Below are 16,667 nucleotides of genomic sequence, written 5' to 3'. Positions count from 1 at the left end.
AGGGCACCGGGAGCGCTGCAGATCGAGCACAGGAGGTCCGTGAGTGGAAAGAACGCTGTGGGTGGTCGGCCTGCTGGCACTGTTCCTCGTCTGCCTCTGGCTGATGTATCGGGGCTGGCAGAACCGGGCGGCTCGTCAGGCGGCGCGCATCGGTGAACTTCCCGCCGTACCCGCTGAACTGGGCGCTCAGGTGCTGGAGCCGACCACCGGACTCTATCTCGGCAGCACTGTCGCGCCCAGCTGGCAGGACCGGATCACGGTGGGCGACTTGGGTTTCCGGGCCATAGCGGAACTTACGCGGTTCGAGCGAGGGATCCTGCTCGAACGCGACGGCGCGATGGTGCTGTGGATTCCGCAGGAGTCCATCACGGCCGTGCGCACCGAACGCGGCCACGCGGGCAAGGTGATGACGCAAGATGGTGTGCTGGTCATTCGCTGGAAGCTGCCCACTGGGACCGAGATCGATACCGGTTTCCGAGGCGACGACAAGTCGGTCTACCCAGCTTGGACGCAGCATTCGACGGCGGATCAGACCAGGACGATGACGGGAGATGACGAGGGATGACAGGTGAAGCAGCGCTCGTGCTGGAGGACGGCCGGGTGTTCCGCGGCCGAGCCTACGGCGCCGTGGGCCAGACGCTCGGTGAGGCGGTGTTCTGCACCGCGATGACCGGGTATCAGGAAACTTTGACCGACCCGTCCTATCACCGCCAGATCGTGGTGGCCGCCGCGCCGCAGATCGGCAACACCGGCTGGAACGACGAGGACGACGAGTCTTCGAAGATCTGGGTGGCCGGATACGCGGTGCGCGATCCGGCGCGGCGCGCCTCCAACTGGCGGGCCACCACCACCCTCCCGGACGAGCTGGAGCGTCAGCATGTCGTCGGCATCGCGGGCATCGACACCCGTGCGCTTGTGCGCCACCTGCGCAGCCGCGGCTCGATGAAGGCGGGCATCTTCTCCGGGGACGCGCTCGCCGCCGCCGACGAGCTGCTGGCCAGGGTCAACGGCCAGCCCTCGATGCTGGGTGCCGATCTGGCGGGCGAGGTGAGCACCGACGCGCTGTACACCATCGAGCCGGATGGCGAGCACCGCCGCACGGTTGTCGCGGTCGACCTCGGCATCAAGACCAATACCCCGCGCATGTTCGCCCAGCGCGGTATGCGGGTGCATGTGGTGTCGTCGAACACGCCGCTGGATCAGCTTCTCGAGCTGGAGCCCGACGGCATATTCCTCTCCAACGGCCCTGGCGATCCGGCCACCGCCGACGGCGCGGTCGCGCTGACCCGCGGCGTGCTGGAGCGGGGAATTCCACTGTTCGGCATCTGCTTCGGCAACCAGATCCTCGGCCGCGCGCTCGGCCGAAGCACCTACAAGATGAAGTTCGGCCACCGCGGCATCAACATCCCGGTGGTCGAGCACGAGACCGGCCGGATCTCGATCACCGCGCAGAACCACGGGTTCGCGCTGGAGGGCGAGCAGGGCGAGCGGTTCGACACCCCGTTCGGCACGGCCGAGGTGAGCCACGTCTGCGCCAACGACGGCACGGTCGAAGGCGTCCGGCTGGTCGACGGCCGCGCGTTCTCCGTGCAGTACCACCCGGAGGCCGCCGCCGGGCCCCACGACGCCGCATATCTGTTCGACCGTTTCGCCGGTCTCATGGAAGGAGCCTGATGCCTCGTCGCGAGGATCTCGAGCACATCCTGGTGATCGGCTCTGGCCCGATCGTCATCGGCCAGGCGTGCGAATTCGACTACTCCGGCACCCAGGCGTGCCGGGTGCTGCGGGCCGAAGGCCTGCGCGTGTCGCTGGTGAACTCCAATCCGGCGACTATCATGACCGACCCGGAGTTCGCCGATTCCACCTACGTGGAGCCGATCACGCCGGAGTTCGTCGAGAAGGTCCTGGAAAGAGAGAAGGCTAAAGGAGCTCCGATTGATGCTCTTCTCGCCACCCTCGGCGGGCAGACCGCGCTGAACACCGCGGTCGCGCTGCACGAGCGCGGCGTGCTCGCGAAGTACGGCGTCGAGCTGATCGGCGCCGACTTCGAGGCCATCCAGCGCGGTGAGGACCGGCAGAAGTTCAAGGACATCGTCGCCAAGGTCGGCGGCGAGAGCGCACGCTCTCGGGTCTGCTTCACGATGGACGAGGTCCGCGAGACGGTCGCCGAGCTCGGCTTTCCCGTCGTGGTGCGCCCGTCGTTCACCATGGGCGGCCTCGGCTCCGGCATGGCATACAACGACGAGGACCTCGACCGCATCGCGGGCGGCGGCCTCGCCGCATCGCCGACGGCGAACGTACTCATCGAGGAGTCCATCCTCGGTTGGAAGGAATACGAGCTCGAGCTGATGCGTGACGGCCGCGACAACGTCGTGGTGGTCTGTTCGATCGAGAACGTGGACCCGATGGGCGTGCACACCGGTGACTCGGTCACCGTCGCACCGGCCATGACGCTCACCGATCGCGAGTACCAGAAGCTGCGCGACCTCGGCATCGCCATCCTGCGCGAGGTCGGCGTCGACACCGGCGGCTGCAATATCCAGTTCGCGGTGGACCCGCGCGACGGCCGTCTGATCGTCATCGAGATGAATCCGCGCGTCTCGCGTTCGTCCGCGCTGGCGTCCAAGGCGACCGGCTTCCCGATCGCCAAGATCGCCGCCAAGCTGGCCATCGGCTACACACTCGACGAGATCGTCAACGACATCACCAAGGAAACCCCGGCCTGCTTCGAGCCGACCCTGGACTACGTGGTCGTCAAAGCGCCGCGGTTCGCGTTCGAGAAGTTCCCCGGCGCGGACCCCACCCTCACCACCACCATGAAATCGGTCGGTGAGGCGATGTCGCTCGGTCGCAACTTCTCCGAGGCACTGGGTAAAGTGCTGCGCTCGCTGGAAACCAAGGCCGCGGGCTTCTGGACGCAAGAGGATGGAAGGTGGGCTCCGTCCGAAGGCGGCGACCCACAAGCGGTTGTTTCGGCCGTCGAGGCCATCCTGGCGGATCTGCGCACTCCGACCGAGGGCCGTATCTACCAGGTCGAGCGGGCGCTGCGCCTCGGCGCGAGCATCGAGGACGTGGCCGCCGCCTCGGGCATCGACCCCTGGTTCGTGGCGGAAGTGGCCGGCCTGGTCGAGCTGCGCCAGGAGGTCATCGACGCACCGGTGTTGGACGAGCCGCTGCTGCGGCGAGCCAAGCACTACGGCCTGTCCGACCGTCAGCTGGCCGCGCTGCGGCCCGAGCTGGCCGGGGAGACCGGTGTGCGTGCGCTGCGGCACCGGCTCGGCGTGCGCCCGGTCTTCAAGACCGTCGACACTTGCGCCGCCGAGTTCGAGGCCAAGACCCCATATCACTATTCGGCCTACGAGCTCGATCCCGCGGCGGAGTCCGAGGTCGCGCCGCAGCGCGACCGTGACAAGGTGATCATCCTCGGCTCCGGCCCGAATCGGATCGGCCAGGGCATCGAGTTCGACTACTCGTGCGTGCACGCGGCGCAGACGCTGTCACAGGCCGGGTACGAGACCGTGATGGTCAACTGCAACCCGGAGACCGTCTCCACCGACTACGACACCGCCGACCGCCTCTATTTCGAGCCGCTGACTTTCGAGGACGTGCTCGAGGTCTACCACGCCGAGACCGAGTCCGGCCGGGTCGCGGGCGTCATCGTGCAGCTCGGCGGGCAGACTCCGCTGGGTCTGGCGCACCGGTTGACCGAGGCGGGCGTTCCGGTGGTCGGCACCAGCGCGGCCGCCATCGACTTGGCCGAGGACCGCGGCGAGTTCGGCGAGGTGCTCGTCGCGGCCGGGTTGCCCGCGCCCAAGTACGGCACGGCGACCACCTTCGCGCAGGCTGAGAAGATCGCCGCGAAGATCGGCTACCCGGTGCTGGTTCGCCCGTCCTACGTGCTCGGCGGACGCGGCATGGAGATCGTCTACGACGAGGAGTCTTTGGAGGGCTACATCTCGCGCGCCACCGAGGTCAGCCCGGAGCATCCGGTGCTGGTCGACCGGTTCCTCGAGGACGCGATCGAGATCGACGTCGACGCGTTGTGCGACGGCCAGGAGGTCTATCTCGGCGGTGTGATGGAGCACATCGAGGAGGCGGGCATCCACTCCGGCGACTCCGCCTGCGCGCTGCCGCCGATCACCTTGGGCCGCAGCGATATCGAGGCGGTACGTCGCTCCACGGTCGCGCTGGCCAAGGGCATCGGTGTCAAGGGCCTGCTCAACGTGCAGTACGCGCTCAAGGACGACGTGCTCTACGTGTTGGAGGCCAATCCGCGTGCCAGCCGGACCGTTCCGTTCGTGTCCAAAGCCACCGCGGTGCCGCTTGCCAAGGCCGCCGCGCGGATCATGCTCGGGTCCACCATCGCCGAGTTGCGCAAAGAGGGGATGCTGCCGAGCGAGGGCGATGGCGGACACGTCGCGCTGGACGCCCCGGTGGCGGTGAAGGAGGCGGTGCTGCCGTTCCATCGGTTCCCTCGCGCCGACGGCTCCGGCGTTGATTCGCTGCTGTCCCCGGAGATGAAGTCCACCGGCGAGGTGATGGGCATCGACGCGGACTTCGGCACCGCCTTCGCCAAGAGCCAGACCGCCGCCTACGGCTCGCTGCCGACCGAGGGCACCGTGTTCGTCTCGATCGCCAACCGGGACAAGCGCGCGATGGTCTTCCCGGTGAAGCGCCTCCACGACCTCGGCTTCCGCATCCTCGCCACCGAGGGAACGGCGGAGATGTTGCGCCGCAACGGCATTCCGTGCCAGCGAGTGCGCAAGCACTCCGAGGAAGGACCCGCGGACGAGCCGACGATCGTGGAACAGATCCGTGACGGTGAGATCGACATGGTGTTCAACACCCCCTATGGCAACTCGGGGCCGCGCGTGGACGGCTACGAGATCCGTACCGCGGCCGTTGGGGTGAACATTCCGTGCATCACCACAGTGCAGGGCGCGGCGGCCGCGGTGCAGGGCATCGAGGCTGGCATCAACGGCGGTATCGGGGTGCGCTCGCTGCAAGAACTGCACTCGGTGCTGCGTGGGTGAGTCGCCGACGCAGGACGGAGCAGACGGGATGAAGAGCTTCGGCAGCCGGTTGCGGCACGCGATGCGGCATTTAGGCCCGGTGTGCGTCGGCATCGACCCGCATCCGGAACTGCTGCGGTCCTGGGGGCTGACCGAGGACGTGGAGGGGCTCGAACGGTTCGCCGAGATCTGCGTCGAGGCCTTCGACGGCCTGGCCGCGCTGATCAAGCCGCAGGTCGCGTTCTTCGAGGCCTACGGTTCCGGCGGAATCGCCGTGCTCGAGCGCACCATCGATGTGCTGCGCGCCTCGGGGACCCTGGTGCTCGCCGACGCCAAGCGCGGCGACATCGGCTCCACCATGGACGCCTACGCGCGCACCTGGCTGGGCGACGGTCCGCTCGGGTCGGACGCCGTGACAGTCTCGCCGTATCTCGGATTCGGTTCGGTGGCACCGGCTTTGACGCTCGCCGAGAACAATCACCGTGGTGTCTTCGTACTCGCGGCAACCTCGAATCCAGAAGGGGCGCAGGTGCAGCGTGCGGTCACGGCGGAAGGCCGCACCATCGCTCAGACGATGGTCGACCAGGCCGCGGTCCGTAACGCGGGTGCCGAGTTCGGATCGGTGGGGGTGGTAGTCGGCGCCACGCTGACCGAGGCACCGGACCTTTCCGTGCTCAACGGCCCGATCCTCATGCCGGGCGTCGGTGCCCAGGGCGGGGGTCCAGAAACCATTCGTGACCTGGTCCCCGCGCCGATGCTGCGGGCTGTGGTCCCGAACGTCTCGCGGGAGGTTCTGCGCGACGGACCGACCGTCCCGGCACTGCGTGCCAGATTCTGCGCGGTCCAGGACGCGTTCGCGTTCCTGCAGAAGTGACGTCGGGGGCCGGCGCGTAGGCGTGGCCCTCGGTGGTGCCCGGTAATCGCGATGTGGACGCACCCACGCATGTGCCATGCCGTGGGCTGTATGCCATTCTGCGCCCATTTGGGGCCGGAGTGCCCCCGCCCGGACGCCGATCGCCCCATGACGACGCAGCGTCGCGTGTACGGCACCGAATGCACCGAATCGCGGGGCGAATCGCACAGTGTGACGCCCGACACGCGGTGAGAAGTCGCGACACGCGGAAAATTTCGAGAAAGTTCCTGGTAGGGCGCGTGACCGGTTGCTGGCGCGCCGCGCCGCGCCGCCGCAACCCTCCAGCAAACCAGTCGGTTTGTCGAAAAAGCCCTGCTTGCGGGGTATTTCGTGGGTTCGGCGGCCGGATCCGGGCGGCGACAGAGGCCGGGTGCGCGGGGTGCCGTACACGCGTCTACGTCATCCGGAATCATGCGCTGACCTGGGGGGTGGGTTCGCAATCGGCGGACGTCGTGGGTACGGTCGCTGAGACTGCACGGGTTACCGGCAGGAGTTGATGCAATGAACGATGAGACGGAGGAACCGTGGCCCTTCCCCAGCTGACTGACGAGCAGCGCGCCGCTGCTTTGGAGAAGGCGGCTGCCGCTCGCCGCGCTCGGGCGGAGCTCAAGGAGCGCTTGAAGCGTGGCGGCACCAACCTGAAGCAGGTCCTCACCGACGCCGAGACCGATGAGATCCTCGGCAAGATGAAGGTGTCGGCGCTGCTGGAGGCCCTGCCCAAGGTGGGCAAGGTCAAGGCGGCGGAAATCATGAGCGAGCTGGAGATCGCTTCCACCCGGCGGCTGCGCGGACTGGGAGATCGGCAGCGTAAGGCGCTGCTGGCCCGGTTCGACTTCGACGCCTGACATAAGGGTGGTCGAACACACGCAGAAGGGTCGGCTGGTTGTACTGGTCGGCCCCTCGGCCGTGGGCAAGTCCACTGTGGTCCGTTGTGTCCGCGAGCGACTGCCCCACCTGGTCTTCAGCGTGTCGGCAACGACCCGGGCTCCCAGGCCCGGGGAGGTCGACGGCCTCGACTACCGGTTCGTGACCCGGGCGGAGTTCGACGCGATGATCGCGGCGGGCGAACTGCTCGAGTGGGCGGACATTCATGGCGGGCTGCAGCGTTCGGGCACCCCGGCTGGTCCGGTGCGCTCCGCCTTGGCGGAGGGCCTTCCGGTACTGGTCGAGGTGGATCTCGAGGGCGCGCGGTCGGTGCGCCGGGCAATCCCCGAGGCGATTCTGGTGTTCCTCGCCCCACCGAGCTGGGACGAGCTGGTGGCCCGGCTGCGGTCGCGCGGCACCGAATCCCCCGAGGTGATCGAGCGTCGGCTGGAGACCGCCAGGACTGAATTGGCGGCCTGTGACGAGTTCGACATCGTCATCGTGAACGACGAGGTGACCAGCGCCTGTGAGCAGTTGGTATCGTTGTTCGTTAGCACGAATTCGAGTTCGTGACCCCCACCTTGCGCATGAGCGATCAGGGCCCGGAGTAGGCAGCTTGCGTAACCACGCAGGGCCCCCCGCTCGTGCGACATCCGAAACAGCAGGAGCCTCCCTAGTGAGCAGTACGGACATCAAGACCGCGCCCGCCTACGACACGCCGGTCGGCCTCACCAACCCGCCGATCGACGAGCTGCTGGAGCGCACCTCGTCCAAGTACGCCCTGGTCATCTACGCGGCCAAGCGGGCCCGCCAGATCAACGACTACTACAACCAGCTCGGCGACGGCATCCTCGAGTATGTCGGCCCGCTGGTCGAGCCGGGACTGCAGGAGAAGCCGCTGTCGGTAGCGATGCGGGAAATCCACTCCGACTTGCTCGAGCACTCCGAAGGCGAGTGAGCGAACCGGGTTCGCGGTAACCACAACTAGGCCGGAGGCGTAGTGACCACACGGATCGTCGTCGGCGTCGGCGGAGGGATCGCCGCGTACAAGGCATGCGCACTGGTCCGGCGGTTCACCGAGACCGGACATCAGGTTCGGGTGATCCCCACCGAGTCGGCGCTACAGTTCGTCGGCAAGGCGACCTTCGAGGCGCTGTCCGGGAACCCCGTGCACACCGGCGTGTTCGCGGACGTGCCCGAGGTTCCGCATGTTCGGCTGGGCCAGGAGGCGGACCTCGTGGTCATCGCACCGGCGACCGCCGACCTCATGGCGCGCGCCGCGTCCGGCCGCGCCGACGACCTGCTGACCGCCACATTGCTGACGGCCCGATGTCCGATCCTGTTCGCGCCCGCGATGCACACCGAGATGTGGGAGCATCCAGCCACCGCCGCCAATGTCGCGGCGCTGCGTGCCCACGGTGCGATCGTCATGGAGCCCGCGGCGGGCAGGCTCACCGGCGCCGACACCGGTCCGGGACGGCTGCCCGAGCCCGAGGAGATCTTCGGCCTCGCGTTGCTGCTCAGGGAGCGCGCCGACGCGATCCCGCGCGATTTGGAACGCCGCAGGGTTGTCATCACGGCAGGTGGTACCAGGGAACCGCTGGATCCGGTGCGTTTCCTCGGCAATCGCAGCTCCGGTAAGCAGGGCTACGCGCTCGCCCGAGTGGCGGCCCAGCGTGGCGCCCAGGTGACACTGATCGCGGGCAACACGATCGAGATGGCCGCTCCCGCCGCTGTCGACTTGGTGCACATCACCACGGCCGAGCAGCTGAAGATCGCCGTCGACAAGCACGCGGTCGGTGCCGACGCGGTGATCATGGCCGCCGCGGTGGCCGACTTCCGGCCGACCAACGTGGCCGCCGCCAAGATCAAGAAGGGGTCGGGCGAGCCCGACGTCATCAAGCTGACCAAGACCGACGACATCCTCGCCGGGCTGGTGCAGGCGCGGCGCGACGGGCGGTTACCCGGTACGGCGATCGTCGGCTTCGCCGCCGAGACCGGTGACGAGCAGGGCGATGTCCTCACCCACGCGCGGGCAAAGCTCGCCCGCAAGGGGTGCGACCTGCTGGTGGTCAACGCGGTCGGCGAGGGCAAGGCGTTCGAGGTGGACACCAACGACGGGTGGCTGCTCGGCGCGGACGGCACCGAGCAGGCGCTCGATCACGGCTCGAAGGCGTTGCTTGCGAGCCGGGTGCTCGACGCGCTGAGTGCGTTGTTGCGCTGAGCCACCTGGGTGCCTGCCATGATCGCCAGCTGATCGGTTGGTTCTTCGCGGCCCCGTAGTGTCGTCATCGTGGTGGAGACACTGTGTTTTCAGCCTGGGCTATGGCGTGGCAACGGGCCCGCCGTGTCGGTGATTTGGAATAGTCTGAAATGTAAGGGTTGCGCGGTAGCGACATCGCGTTACTGTCGCAAGCCGATACGAGCAACCCGTTGAGGGAGAGGGAAGAACTGTGCGCACGTCCGGCAGCCGGCTTTTTACCAGTGAGTCCGTGACCGAAGGTCATCCGGACAAAATCTGTGATGCCATCAGTGATTCCATCCTCGACGCGTTGCTGGCGGAAGACCCGCGCAGCCGGGTCGCGGTGGAAACGCTCGTGACGACCGGTCAAGTACATGTCGCGGGTGAGGTCACCACGTCGGCTTACGCGGATATCCCGCGAATTGTCCGGGAAAAAGTGCTGGAAATCGGATACGACTCGTCCGCAAAGGGTTTCGACGGCAATTCTTGCGGTGTGAATATCGCGATCGGCGCGCAATCGCCGGATATCGCGCAGGGCGTCGATACCTCGCATGAAGCGCGTGTCGGCGGCTCCGACGACGAGATCGAGCGGCAGGGTGCGGGCGACCAAGGCCTGATGTTCGGCTTTGCCACCATCGACACCCCCGAGCTGATGCCGCTGCCGATCGCACTGGCGCACCGGCTGTCGCGCAGGCTCACCGAGGTCCGCAAGTCCGGCGTGCTGCCATACCTGCGTCCCGACGGCAAGACCCAGGTCACCATCGAATACGACGGCGACCGCCCGATCCGCCTCGACACGGTCGTCATCTCCACCCAGCACGCCGCCGACATCGACCTGGACAATCTGCTCGCACCCGACATCCGCGAGAAGGTCGTCGACGCGGTGCTGGCCGACCTGGAACTGCCCACACCCCTGGACACCTCCGACATCCGCCTGCTGGTCAACCCGACCGGCAAGTTCGTCCTCGGCGGCCCTATGGGCGACGCGGGCCTGACCGGCCGCAAGATCATCGTGGACACCTACGGCGGCATGGCACGTCACGGTGGCGGCGCGTTCTCCGGCAAGGACCCGTCGAAGGTGGACCGCTCCGCCGCGTATGCCATGCGCTGGGTCGCGAAGAACGTCGTCGCGGCCGAACTGGCCGAGCGCGTGGAGGTCCAGGTGGCATACGCGATCGGCAAGGCAGCACCGGTGGGTCTGTTCGTGGAGACCTTCGGCACCGAGAAGGTCGATCCGCTGCGCATCTCGACGGCGATCACCGAGGTGTTCGACCTGCGCCCCGGCGCGATCATCCGCGACCTCGACCTCCTGCGCCCCATCTACGCGCCGACCGCCGCATACGGCCACTTCGGCCGTACCGACGTCGACCTTCCATGGGAGCACACCGATCGCGCCGACAAGCTGCGCGCGGCCGTCGGCCTGTAACCCGACCGGGTCCGAGTGAACGAACCCGCGGCGGACGCCCCCGCCACCCCGGGGGACCGCCCGCCCGCGGGCCCCGCAGCTGTGGCGCACCCGATCGCCCGGGTGCTCCCGCTGCTGTCACCGGCGCACCTCGACCGCGACTTCGACTACCTGGTTCCCCCTGAGCTGGACGAGATCGCCCAGCCTGGGGTACGGGTGCGCGTCCGTTTCGCGGGGCGCCTCGTGGACGGCTACCTACTCGCTCGGCTCCCGCACAGCGACCACAGCGGCAAGCTGGTCGAGCTCGAGCGTGTCGTGTCCGGGGAGCGCGTCCTGACGCCGGAAGTCCTGACCCTCGCCACCGCGGTCGCCGCGCGTTACGCCGGTACCCGCGCCGATGTGCTCCGCCTGGCCATTCCGCCGCGGCACGCCCGAACGGAATCCGGAGGAGCGAAGACGCCGCCCGACTCTGCTGCGAAACGCGGTGTTTCGTCAGTTTCGTTCGTTGGATCGACGGAGCCCAACGAGGCCGATGGCGAGTCGTCTATCGAAGCCGAAGGCGCGTCGGCGCCGAAATTCGGCGATGTCACGGAGCCACCGGGTGACCGACCTGTCAGGGCGAACGATGCTGGTGTGCCGCAAACCGTCGGCACGGCAATCGACGGACCGTCGCGCCCGCTCGCTGCTGACGGCATCGGTGTATCCGAGGCCGGTGCGTCGACCATGGAATCGGTCGGTCCCCGCGATTCGGCCAGGACACAGGCATTTTCGGGCATCGACCTCGCGCCGTGGAAGCGGTACGTCCACGGCGCCGCCTTTCTGGCCGCACTCGGGCAGGGGAGGGGGGCGCGCGCGGCCTGGCAGGCGCTGCCCGGTGAGGACTGGCCGCGTCGACTCGCGGAGCTCGCCGCCGTGGTTGCCGGGCAGGGGCGCAGCGCGATCCTCATGGTGCCCGACCAGCGCGACCTCGACCGCGTGCTGGCCGAATGCGTTCGGCTGGTGGGAGGTTCGGCGGTCGGACTGGCCGCCGGTCTGGGGCCCGCGGCCAGGTACCGGCGCTGGCTCGCGGTGCTGCGTGGGTCGGCACGTGTGGTGGTCGGCACGCGCAGCACGGTGTTCGTACCGGCCGCGAACCTCGGGCTGATAGCGCTCTGGGACGACGGCGACGACACCTACGCCGAACCGCGCGCACCATATCCGCACGCGCGCGAGGTCGCGATGCTGCGGGCACACGAGAGCGGCGCGGCGTTTGTAGCGGCCGGATTCGCGCGGACCGCCGAGATCCAGGCGGTGGTCGATTCCGGGTGGGCGCACGATCTGATCGCCGACCGTGCCGTCGTGCGCGAGGCCTCGCCCAGGATCAGCGCGCCCGGCGACAGCGACATCGCGCTCGAACGCGATCCGGCGGCTCGGGCCGTCCGGATTCCCGGTGTCGCGTTCGCGGCCGCCCGCTCCGCGTTGAAGGAGGGGGCAGCGGTGCTGGTGCAGGTGCCGCGGCGCGGCTACGTACCCGCGCTGGCCTGCGCGAAATGCCGCACCCCGGCCCGATGCAGGCACTGCAACGGCCCCCTTGCGCTGCCGGAGACACGCGGACAACGCGGATCGTCGGCCGAATCCAGCGCGACCGCGCAGAGCCCCAGTTGCCGTTGGTGCGGTATCACCGAGGCTGCGTTCCGCTGCACCACCTGTGGGTCACGCGCGCTGCGCGCCGTAGTGATCGGCGCGTCCCGCACTGCGGAGGAACTGGGGCGCGCGTTTCCCGGCGTGCCGATCCGCGGCTCGGGCGGCGGTGCGATGCTCGACACTGTGGAGCCGGGACCACAGGTCGTGGTCGCGACGGTGGGCGCCGAACCCGTCGTCCCTGGCGGCTATGGCGTCGCGCTGTTGCTCGACGGGTGGGCACTCCTCAGCCGCGCCGACCTGCGGGCCGCGGAGGACGCGCTGCGCCGTTGGATGTCGGCCGCCACCCTGGTCCGTGCGCAGGGTCAGGTCATCGTGATGGCCGAGCCTTCGATACCCACCGTGCAGGCCCTGGTTCGCTGGGATCCCGTCGGCCACGCCCGCGCCGAGGTCGGAGCCCGCGCCGAGGTCGGTTTCCCACCAGCCGTCCGGATGGCCGCGATCGACGGCGCCGCCGATGCGATCGCCGAACTACTTTCCACCGCAACCCTTCCAGAGGGCGTGGACATGCTCGGTCCGGTCCCGCTTCCGGTCACCGCCCGCAAACCTTTCACCGGCGATTCCCTCGCCGAGGTCGAACGCATCCTGCTGCGTGTCCACCGCGGCTCCGGCGCCGCGCTGGCCCGCGCCCTCACCGCCGCCCAAGCCGTCCGCAGCACCCACCGCTCGGACGCACCCCTGCGGGTCCAGATAGATCCCGTCGATATCGGTTGAACGACCGGCGATGGGCAATGCGAACGGATCCGTGGACTATCGGAACGCGGCGATGTTTCGCTGCGCCCAGTCCTCGAATGTGCGGGGTGCGCGGCCGAGCACCTTTTCGACATCGGGGCTGATCCGCTGCTCTGCGGCGGTGGGTGCGCCCAGGATCGTCAGGGTCGTCTCGACGACAGACTCGGGCATGAACCGCAGCATCTGTGCGCGCGCCTCGGCGCGGGTTTGCTCGATGAACTCGATCGGCTCGCCGAGTGTGGCACCGATCGCAGCGGCCCGCTGCCGCGGCGTGCTGAGGGTAGGACCGGTCAACTCGTAGCTGTGTCCGGAATGACCGACCTCGGACAGGACCGCGGCGGCAACCTCGGCAATGTCCGACGGATCGATGATCGGCAGACCGATGTCGCCGAACGGTGCGGCGACCGCCCGATGGGCACGAACCGATTCGACCCAGGCGAACGCGTTGGACGCGAACCCTCCGGGTCGGAGGATCGTCCATTCCATACCCGACTCCCGGACGGCCTCCTCGAAGGACTGTCCCAGGTTTCCGTGTGAGGCCGACTGTGGCCGGGTGACGACTCCTTGCGACGACAGCTGCACGATCCGTTCGACTCCGCCGGCTGCGGCGAGCTCGAGGACTGCCCGCGGATTCATCAGGTGTGCGCTCGTGCCGGTGTCGTGCAGGAACAGTGCCTTGGCGCCCGCGAAGGCGGGGGAGAGCGTGTCCAGTTCGGTCAGATCGGCTCGCTGGTGGCGCACGCCGTCGGGCAGCGCGATGTCCTGGCTCCCGCGCGACACTGCGATCACCTGTTCGCCAGCTTCGGCGAGGGTCTGCACGAGGGTGCGTCCGACATTGCCGGTTGCTCCGGTCACTACGATCACGATGACTCCTAGTTAGTTGACTGACTGAAAATCTAGCCGCCGGTCGTTGGTTTGTCTATAATCAGTTGTGTGACTAACTCAGTCGGTGCGACATCGCAGGCGGGTAAGCGGGAGCGGTTGGCTGCCGCGGCGGCTCGGGTGTTTCACGAACAGGGCGTCGAGAAGACCACGATCGCCGACATCGCCCGGTCCGCCGAGGTTCCGGTGGGCAATGTGTACTACTACTTCAAGACGAAGGATCAGCTGGTGCAGGCGGCGCTCAGCGCACACACGCGGAATCTGCGGGATCTGATCACTGTGCTGGAACGGCAGGACACGCCGGAAGACCGACTCAAGGCGTTGGTGCGCGGCTGGGTTGATCAGCGGGACGTTGCAGCGCAGTTCGGTTGTCCCACTGGGACCTTGGCTGCGGAGCTGGGCAAGCGCACCGACGGGCTCGACCGCGAGGTGGCAACCGGCATGCGTGCGCTGATCGACTGGGTGGAGCAGCAATTCGCGGCCATGGGTCGCAGTGATGCCGGCGAGCTCGCGGTGGCGTTGATCGCTTCTTATCAGGGAATCTCGTTGCTCACCAATGCCTTCCATGAACCCGAGCTCATGGTTGCCGAGGGGTCTCGGCTGGAGCGCTGGATCGACTCGCTGGCTGACTGAGGTCCGACTCACTCGCGAGGTCCACCTCGGCCCTTGTCTTCGATGCATTGACGATATATCGTCGATAACATGAAAACGCGAGAGCCTTGGGAGGCTGACATGGAACGCGAAGAACATCGAGAATTCGGGCGGCGTGGCCGCAGGCCGCTGCCGGGCCACGACGAGCTGGGCCGGCGGTTCCGCCGCGGTGGCCGGCACGGGTTCGGGCCCGAGTTCGGGCCTGGGTTCGGCCCCGGTTTCGGGCCGCACTTCGGGCGCGGCCGAGGTCGCGGCGGCCGGGGCAGGCGCGGCGACGTGCGCGCCGCCGTGCTGCTGCTGCTCACCGAGAGGCCGATGCATGGATACGAACTCATCCAGCAGATCCGCGAGCGCAGCGACGACATCTGGCGGCCGAGCCCGGGGTCCATCTACCCCGCGCTGGCACAGCTGGAGGACGAAGGTCTCGTCCTTATCGAGAAAGTCTCGGGGCGCAAGACCGCGAAGCTGACCGAAACGGGCACCGAGTACGTCACAGCCCACCGTAACGAGCTGGGCGATCCGTGGGCAGACGTCAAGCAGGACGTCGGGGCGCAAGCGATCGACCTGCGCGGACTTGTCGGGCAGCTGATGGGCGCGGTCGCGCAGGTCGCAGCGGCGGGGACCCCGGAACAGGCCGCGCGTGCGGCCGAACTGCTCACCGAGACCCGCAAGTCCCTCTACCGCATCCTCGCCGAGGACGAGACCCCGGAGAAGTAGGGGACGTGAAACACCCCATAACAGCGCGCATTTGGAGCCGATCGGGTAGATCATTATGACATGGGACAGCCGAGGGGTTCGTGGAGTTGGGGTTATTCACATTTGTGTAGCGCCGTACTGGCCTGCGCGATCGCCGGAGCCGCCGCGCTCGGCTCCGGCGCGGCGTCGGCCGACTCGTTCGTCCGCCCGCCCGAGGTGCCGATGCATTCCGCTCCGCCACAGCAGGACCACCTGGCTGCCGCGGTGTACATGAAGAACCATCCGGATGCGGTTCCGGTGGGCACCAACGACTTCAGTTGCGTGCCGACCGCCGCCCATCCCCGGCCCGTGGTGCTCGCGCACGGGACCGATTCCTCGGCCTATTCCGACTGGTCGGGCATCGCGCCGCAGCTGACCGCGGCAGGATTCTGCGTATTCGCCATGAACTACGGTGGAAAGCCCGGCGCGGAGAGTTACGGCACGGAGGACCTGGTTCTCAGCGCCTACCAGGTCGGCGCGTTCGTCGATCAGGTGCTCGCGGCGACCGGCGCGAGCAAGGTCGATCTGGTCGGCTTCTCGCAGGGCGCCACTGTGACCCGCTACTTCGTCAACAAACTCGGCGGTGCGCCCAAGGTCGACCAGTGGGTGGGTCTCGCTTCGCCCAGCTACGGCGGTGTGATGTATGGACTGGTGCCGATCGCCCAGGCAATCCCCGGTGCACTGCAGGCATTCGCGCAGGTGACCTCGCTCGCGGCGGTGCAGCAGGTCCAGGGATCGCCGATCATGACCGACCTCAACGCGGGCGGTGACACGGTGCCTGGTGTCCGGTACGTGACCATCGGCAGTCGGGTCGACGAGATGATCCAGCCGTTCAGCAACATCGCGCTGCGTGGCCCCGGCGCGCGGAACCTCGTGCTGCAGGATCTGTGCCCCTCCGACCTGACCGGACATTTCCATATGGTGTACGACCCGTTCGTGCAGGAGTTGTTGCTCGCCACCCTGGATCCGGGCAGCCCGGCCCCGGTGTGTAAGCCGGTCCCGCTCGGCACCGGCATCCCCGAAGTGATCATCGCCGGGCATTCCTGAGCGGGTCGACTCGCGGCTCAACGATTCGCAGCAGTCGACTGCGGCAAGGGATCCTCCCGGCGACAACGCTCGCGATTGCGGACCGTGGGCACAGTGGACTATTTGCGGTAGTCGCGGAACGCGGCGCGCAAGTCGTCGATGAGGAGGTCGGGTTCTTCCATGGCGGCGAAGTGGCCGCCGCGTTCGAATTCGGTCCAGCGCACGATGTTGTGGTTCTGTTCGGCGATGCGGCGGACAGGGACGCCGATGTCGTGGGGTAGGACTGCTACGGCGACCGGCACGTTGGTGTCGGGGTCGGTCCTGCCCCAGGTGGCGGCGCCTTCGTAGTAGTAGCGCTAGCGCGCCGATGAGCCGGCGGTGCCGTTGAGCCAGTAGATCATCACGTTGGTCAGCATCGCGTCGCGGTCGACGGCGTCCTCGGCACGTTGGTGGAGTCGGTCCAGTCCTTGAATCGTTCGACGATCCAGGCTAATCGACCGAACTCATCGACCACCTGCGTGCGCT

General features: G+C 67.9%; 15 protein-coding genes. 13 read left to right on the top strand and 2 right to left on the bottom strand.

Annotated elements, in window-relative coordinates:
• Positions 1 to 43 precede the first annotated feature (43 nt).
• The 10 genes from OH799_RS11060 to OH799_RS11015 all read left to right on the top strand — a co-directional run bounded on the left by OH799_RS11060 (position 44) and on the right by OH799_RS11015 (position 12,830).
• Positions 44 to 565, top strand: coding sequence for a transporter (locus OH799_RS11060; RefSeq protein WP_406278846.1), 522 nt, complete (start codon positions 44 to 46; stop codon positions 563 to 565).
• On the top strand, positions 562 to 1,674 hold the full coding sequence (carA, locus tag OH799_RS11055; protein ID WP_406278843.1) for a glutamine-hydrolyzing carbamoyl-phosphate synthase small subunit: 1,113 nt from the start codon (positions 562 to 564) through the stop codon (positions 1,672 to 1,674). Before OH799_RS11060 ends, carA begins: the two co-directional genes overlap by 4 nt.
• Positions 1,674 to 5,033, top strand: coding sequence for a carbamoyl-phosphate synthase large subunit (carB, locus tag OH799_RS11050; protein ID WP_406278840.1), 3,360 nt, complete (start codon positions 1,674 to 1,676; stop codon positions 5,031 to 5,033). The genes carA and carB overlap by 1 nt, the downstream gene beginning before the upstream one ends.
• 28 nt (positions 5,034 to 5,061) lie before the next feature.
• The gene (gene pyrF, locus OH799_RS11045) at positions 5,062 to 5,886 is read left to right on the top strand and encodes an orotidine-5'-phosphate decarboxylase (protein ID WP_406278837.1); all 825 of its coding nucleotides are present in this window, start codon (positions 5,062 to 5,064) and stop codon (positions 5,884 to 5,886) included.
• A 563-nt stretch (positions 5,887 to 6,449) separates the two neighbouring features.
• Entirely contained in the window at positions 6,450 to 6,770 is a 321-nt protein-coding gene (gene mihF / locus OH799_RS11040; RefSeq protein ID WP_357261351.1) for an integration host factor, actinobacterial type, read from the top strand.
• A 7-nt stretch (positions 6,771 to 6,777) separates the two neighbouring features.
• Positions 6,778 to 7,362, top strand: coding sequence for a guanylate kinase (gmk, locus tag OH799_RS11035; RefSeq protein WP_357261354.1), 585 nt, complete (start codon positions 6,778 to 6,780; stop codon positions 7,360 to 7,362).
• Positions 7,363 to 7,465: 103 nt separating this feature from the next.
• A complete protein-coding gene (rpoZ, locus tag OH799_RS11030) occupies positions 7,466 to 7,747 on the top strand; it encodes a DNA-directed RNA polymerase subunit omega (protein WP_357261357.1) in 282 nt (93 codons plus the stop codon).
• A gap of 42 nt (positions 7,748 to 7,789) precedes the next feature.
• Positions 7,790 to 9,013 carry a bifunctional phosphopantothenoylcysteine decarboxylase/phosphopantothenate--cysteine ligase CoaBC gene (coaBC, locus tag OH799_RS11025; RefSeq protein ID WP_406278830.1) on the top strand — a complete coding sequence of 408 codons (1,224 nt, stop codon included), beginning with the start codon at positions 7,790 to 7,792 and terminating at the stop codon, positions 9,011 to 9,013.
• Positions 9,014 to 9,242: 229 nt separating this feature from the next.
• The gene (gene metK / locus OH799_RS11020) at positions 9,243 to 10,457 is read left to right on the top strand and encodes a methionine adenosyltransferase (protein ID WP_357261363.1); all 1,215 of its coding nucleotides are present in this window, start codon (positions 9,243 to 9,245) and stop codon (positions 10,455 to 10,457) included.
• Positions 10,458 to 10,559: 102 nt separating this feature from the next.
• Positions 10,560 to 12,830 (top strand): primosomal protein N', encoded by a 2,271-nt coding sequence (locus tag OH799_RS11015; RefSeq protein ID WP_406281994.1) that lies wholly within the window; start codon positions 10,560 to 10,562, stop codon positions 12,828 to 12,830.
• A gap of 36 nt (positions 12,831 to 12,866) precedes the next feature.
• Here OH799_RS11015 and OH799_RS11010 read toward each other — a convergent pair whose 3' ends face one another.
• Positions 12,867 to 13,712 (bottom strand): NAD(P)H-binding protein, encoded by an 846-nt coding sequence (locus OH799_RS11010; protein ID WP_406278826.1) that lies wholly within the window; start codon positions 13,710 to 13,712, stop codon positions 12,867 to 12,869.
• A 69-nt stretch (positions 13,713 to 13,781) separates the two neighbouring features.
• Here OH799_RS11010 and OH799_RS11005 point away from each other — a divergent pair, with 69 nt between their 5' ends.
• From OH799_RS11005 to OH799_RS10995, 3 genes are all read left to right on the top strand, one after another.
• Complete coding sequence (locus OH799_RS11005) at positions 13,782 to 14,363, top strand: TetR/AcrR family transcriptional regulator (RefSeq protein ID WP_406278823.1); 582 nt, start codon at positions 13,782 to 13,784, stop codon at positions 14,361 to 14,363.
• Between the two features lie 99 nt (positions 14,364 to 14,462).
• Positions 14,463 to 15,098 (top strand): PadR family transcriptional regulator, encoded by a 636-nt coding sequence (locus tag OH799_RS11000; protein ID WP_406281991.1) that lies wholly within the window; start codon positions 14,463 to 14,465, stop codon positions 15,096 to 15,098.
• Between the two features lie 60 nt (positions 15,099 to 15,158).
• Positions 15,159 to 16,163 carry an esterase/lipase family protein gene (locus OH799_RS10995; RefSeq protein WP_406278820.1) on the top strand — a complete coding sequence of 335 codons (1,005 nt, stop codon included), beginning with the start codon at positions 15,159 to 15,161 and terminating at the stop codon, positions 16,161 to 16,163.
• A 98-nt stretch (positions 16,164 to 16,261) separates the two neighbouring features.
• On the opposite strand, the gene OH799_RS10990 is transcribed toward OH799_RS10995, so the two are convergent.
• Positions 16,262 to 16,444 carry a hypothetical protein gene (locus tag OH799_RS10990; protein WP_406278817.1) on the bottom strand — a complete coding sequence of 61 codons (183 nt, stop codon included), beginning with the start codon at positions 16,442 to 16,444 and terminating at the stop codon, positions 16,262 to 16,264.
• Positions 16,445 to 16,667 lie beyond the last annotated feature (223 nt).

The sequence above is a fragment of the Nocardia sp. NBC_00881 genome (assembly GCF_045207455.1).
Lineage (GTDB): Bacteria > Actinomycetota > Actinomycetes > Mycobacteriales > Mycobacteriaceae > Nocardia.
The sequence above is the reverse complement of the archived record's forward strand: the minus strand, read 5'-3'. Positions and strand labels throughout refer to the sequence as shown.

Bases quoted from the DNA above. Each gene is read 5' to 3' on its own strand.
- OH799_RS11000 (WP_406281991.1), top strand. From the start codon at position 14,463: ATGGAACGCGAAGAACATCGAGAATTCGGGCGGCGTGGCCGCAGGCCG.
- carA (WP_406278843.1), top strand. From the start codon at position 562: ATGACAGGTGAAGCAGCGCTCGTGCTGGAGGACGGCCGGGTGTTCCGC.
- carB (WP_406278840.1), top strand. From the start codon at position 1,674: ATGCCTCGTCGCGAGGATCTCGAGCACATCCTGGTGATCGGCTCTGGC.
- OH799_RS10995 (WP_406278820.1), top strand. From the start codon at position 15,159: ATGGGACAGCCGAGGGGTTCGTGGAGTTGGGGTTATTCACATTTGTGT.
- pyrF (WP_406278837.1), top strand. From the start codon at position 5,062: ATGAAGAGCTTCGGCAGCCGGTTGCGGCACGCGATGCGGCATTTAGGC.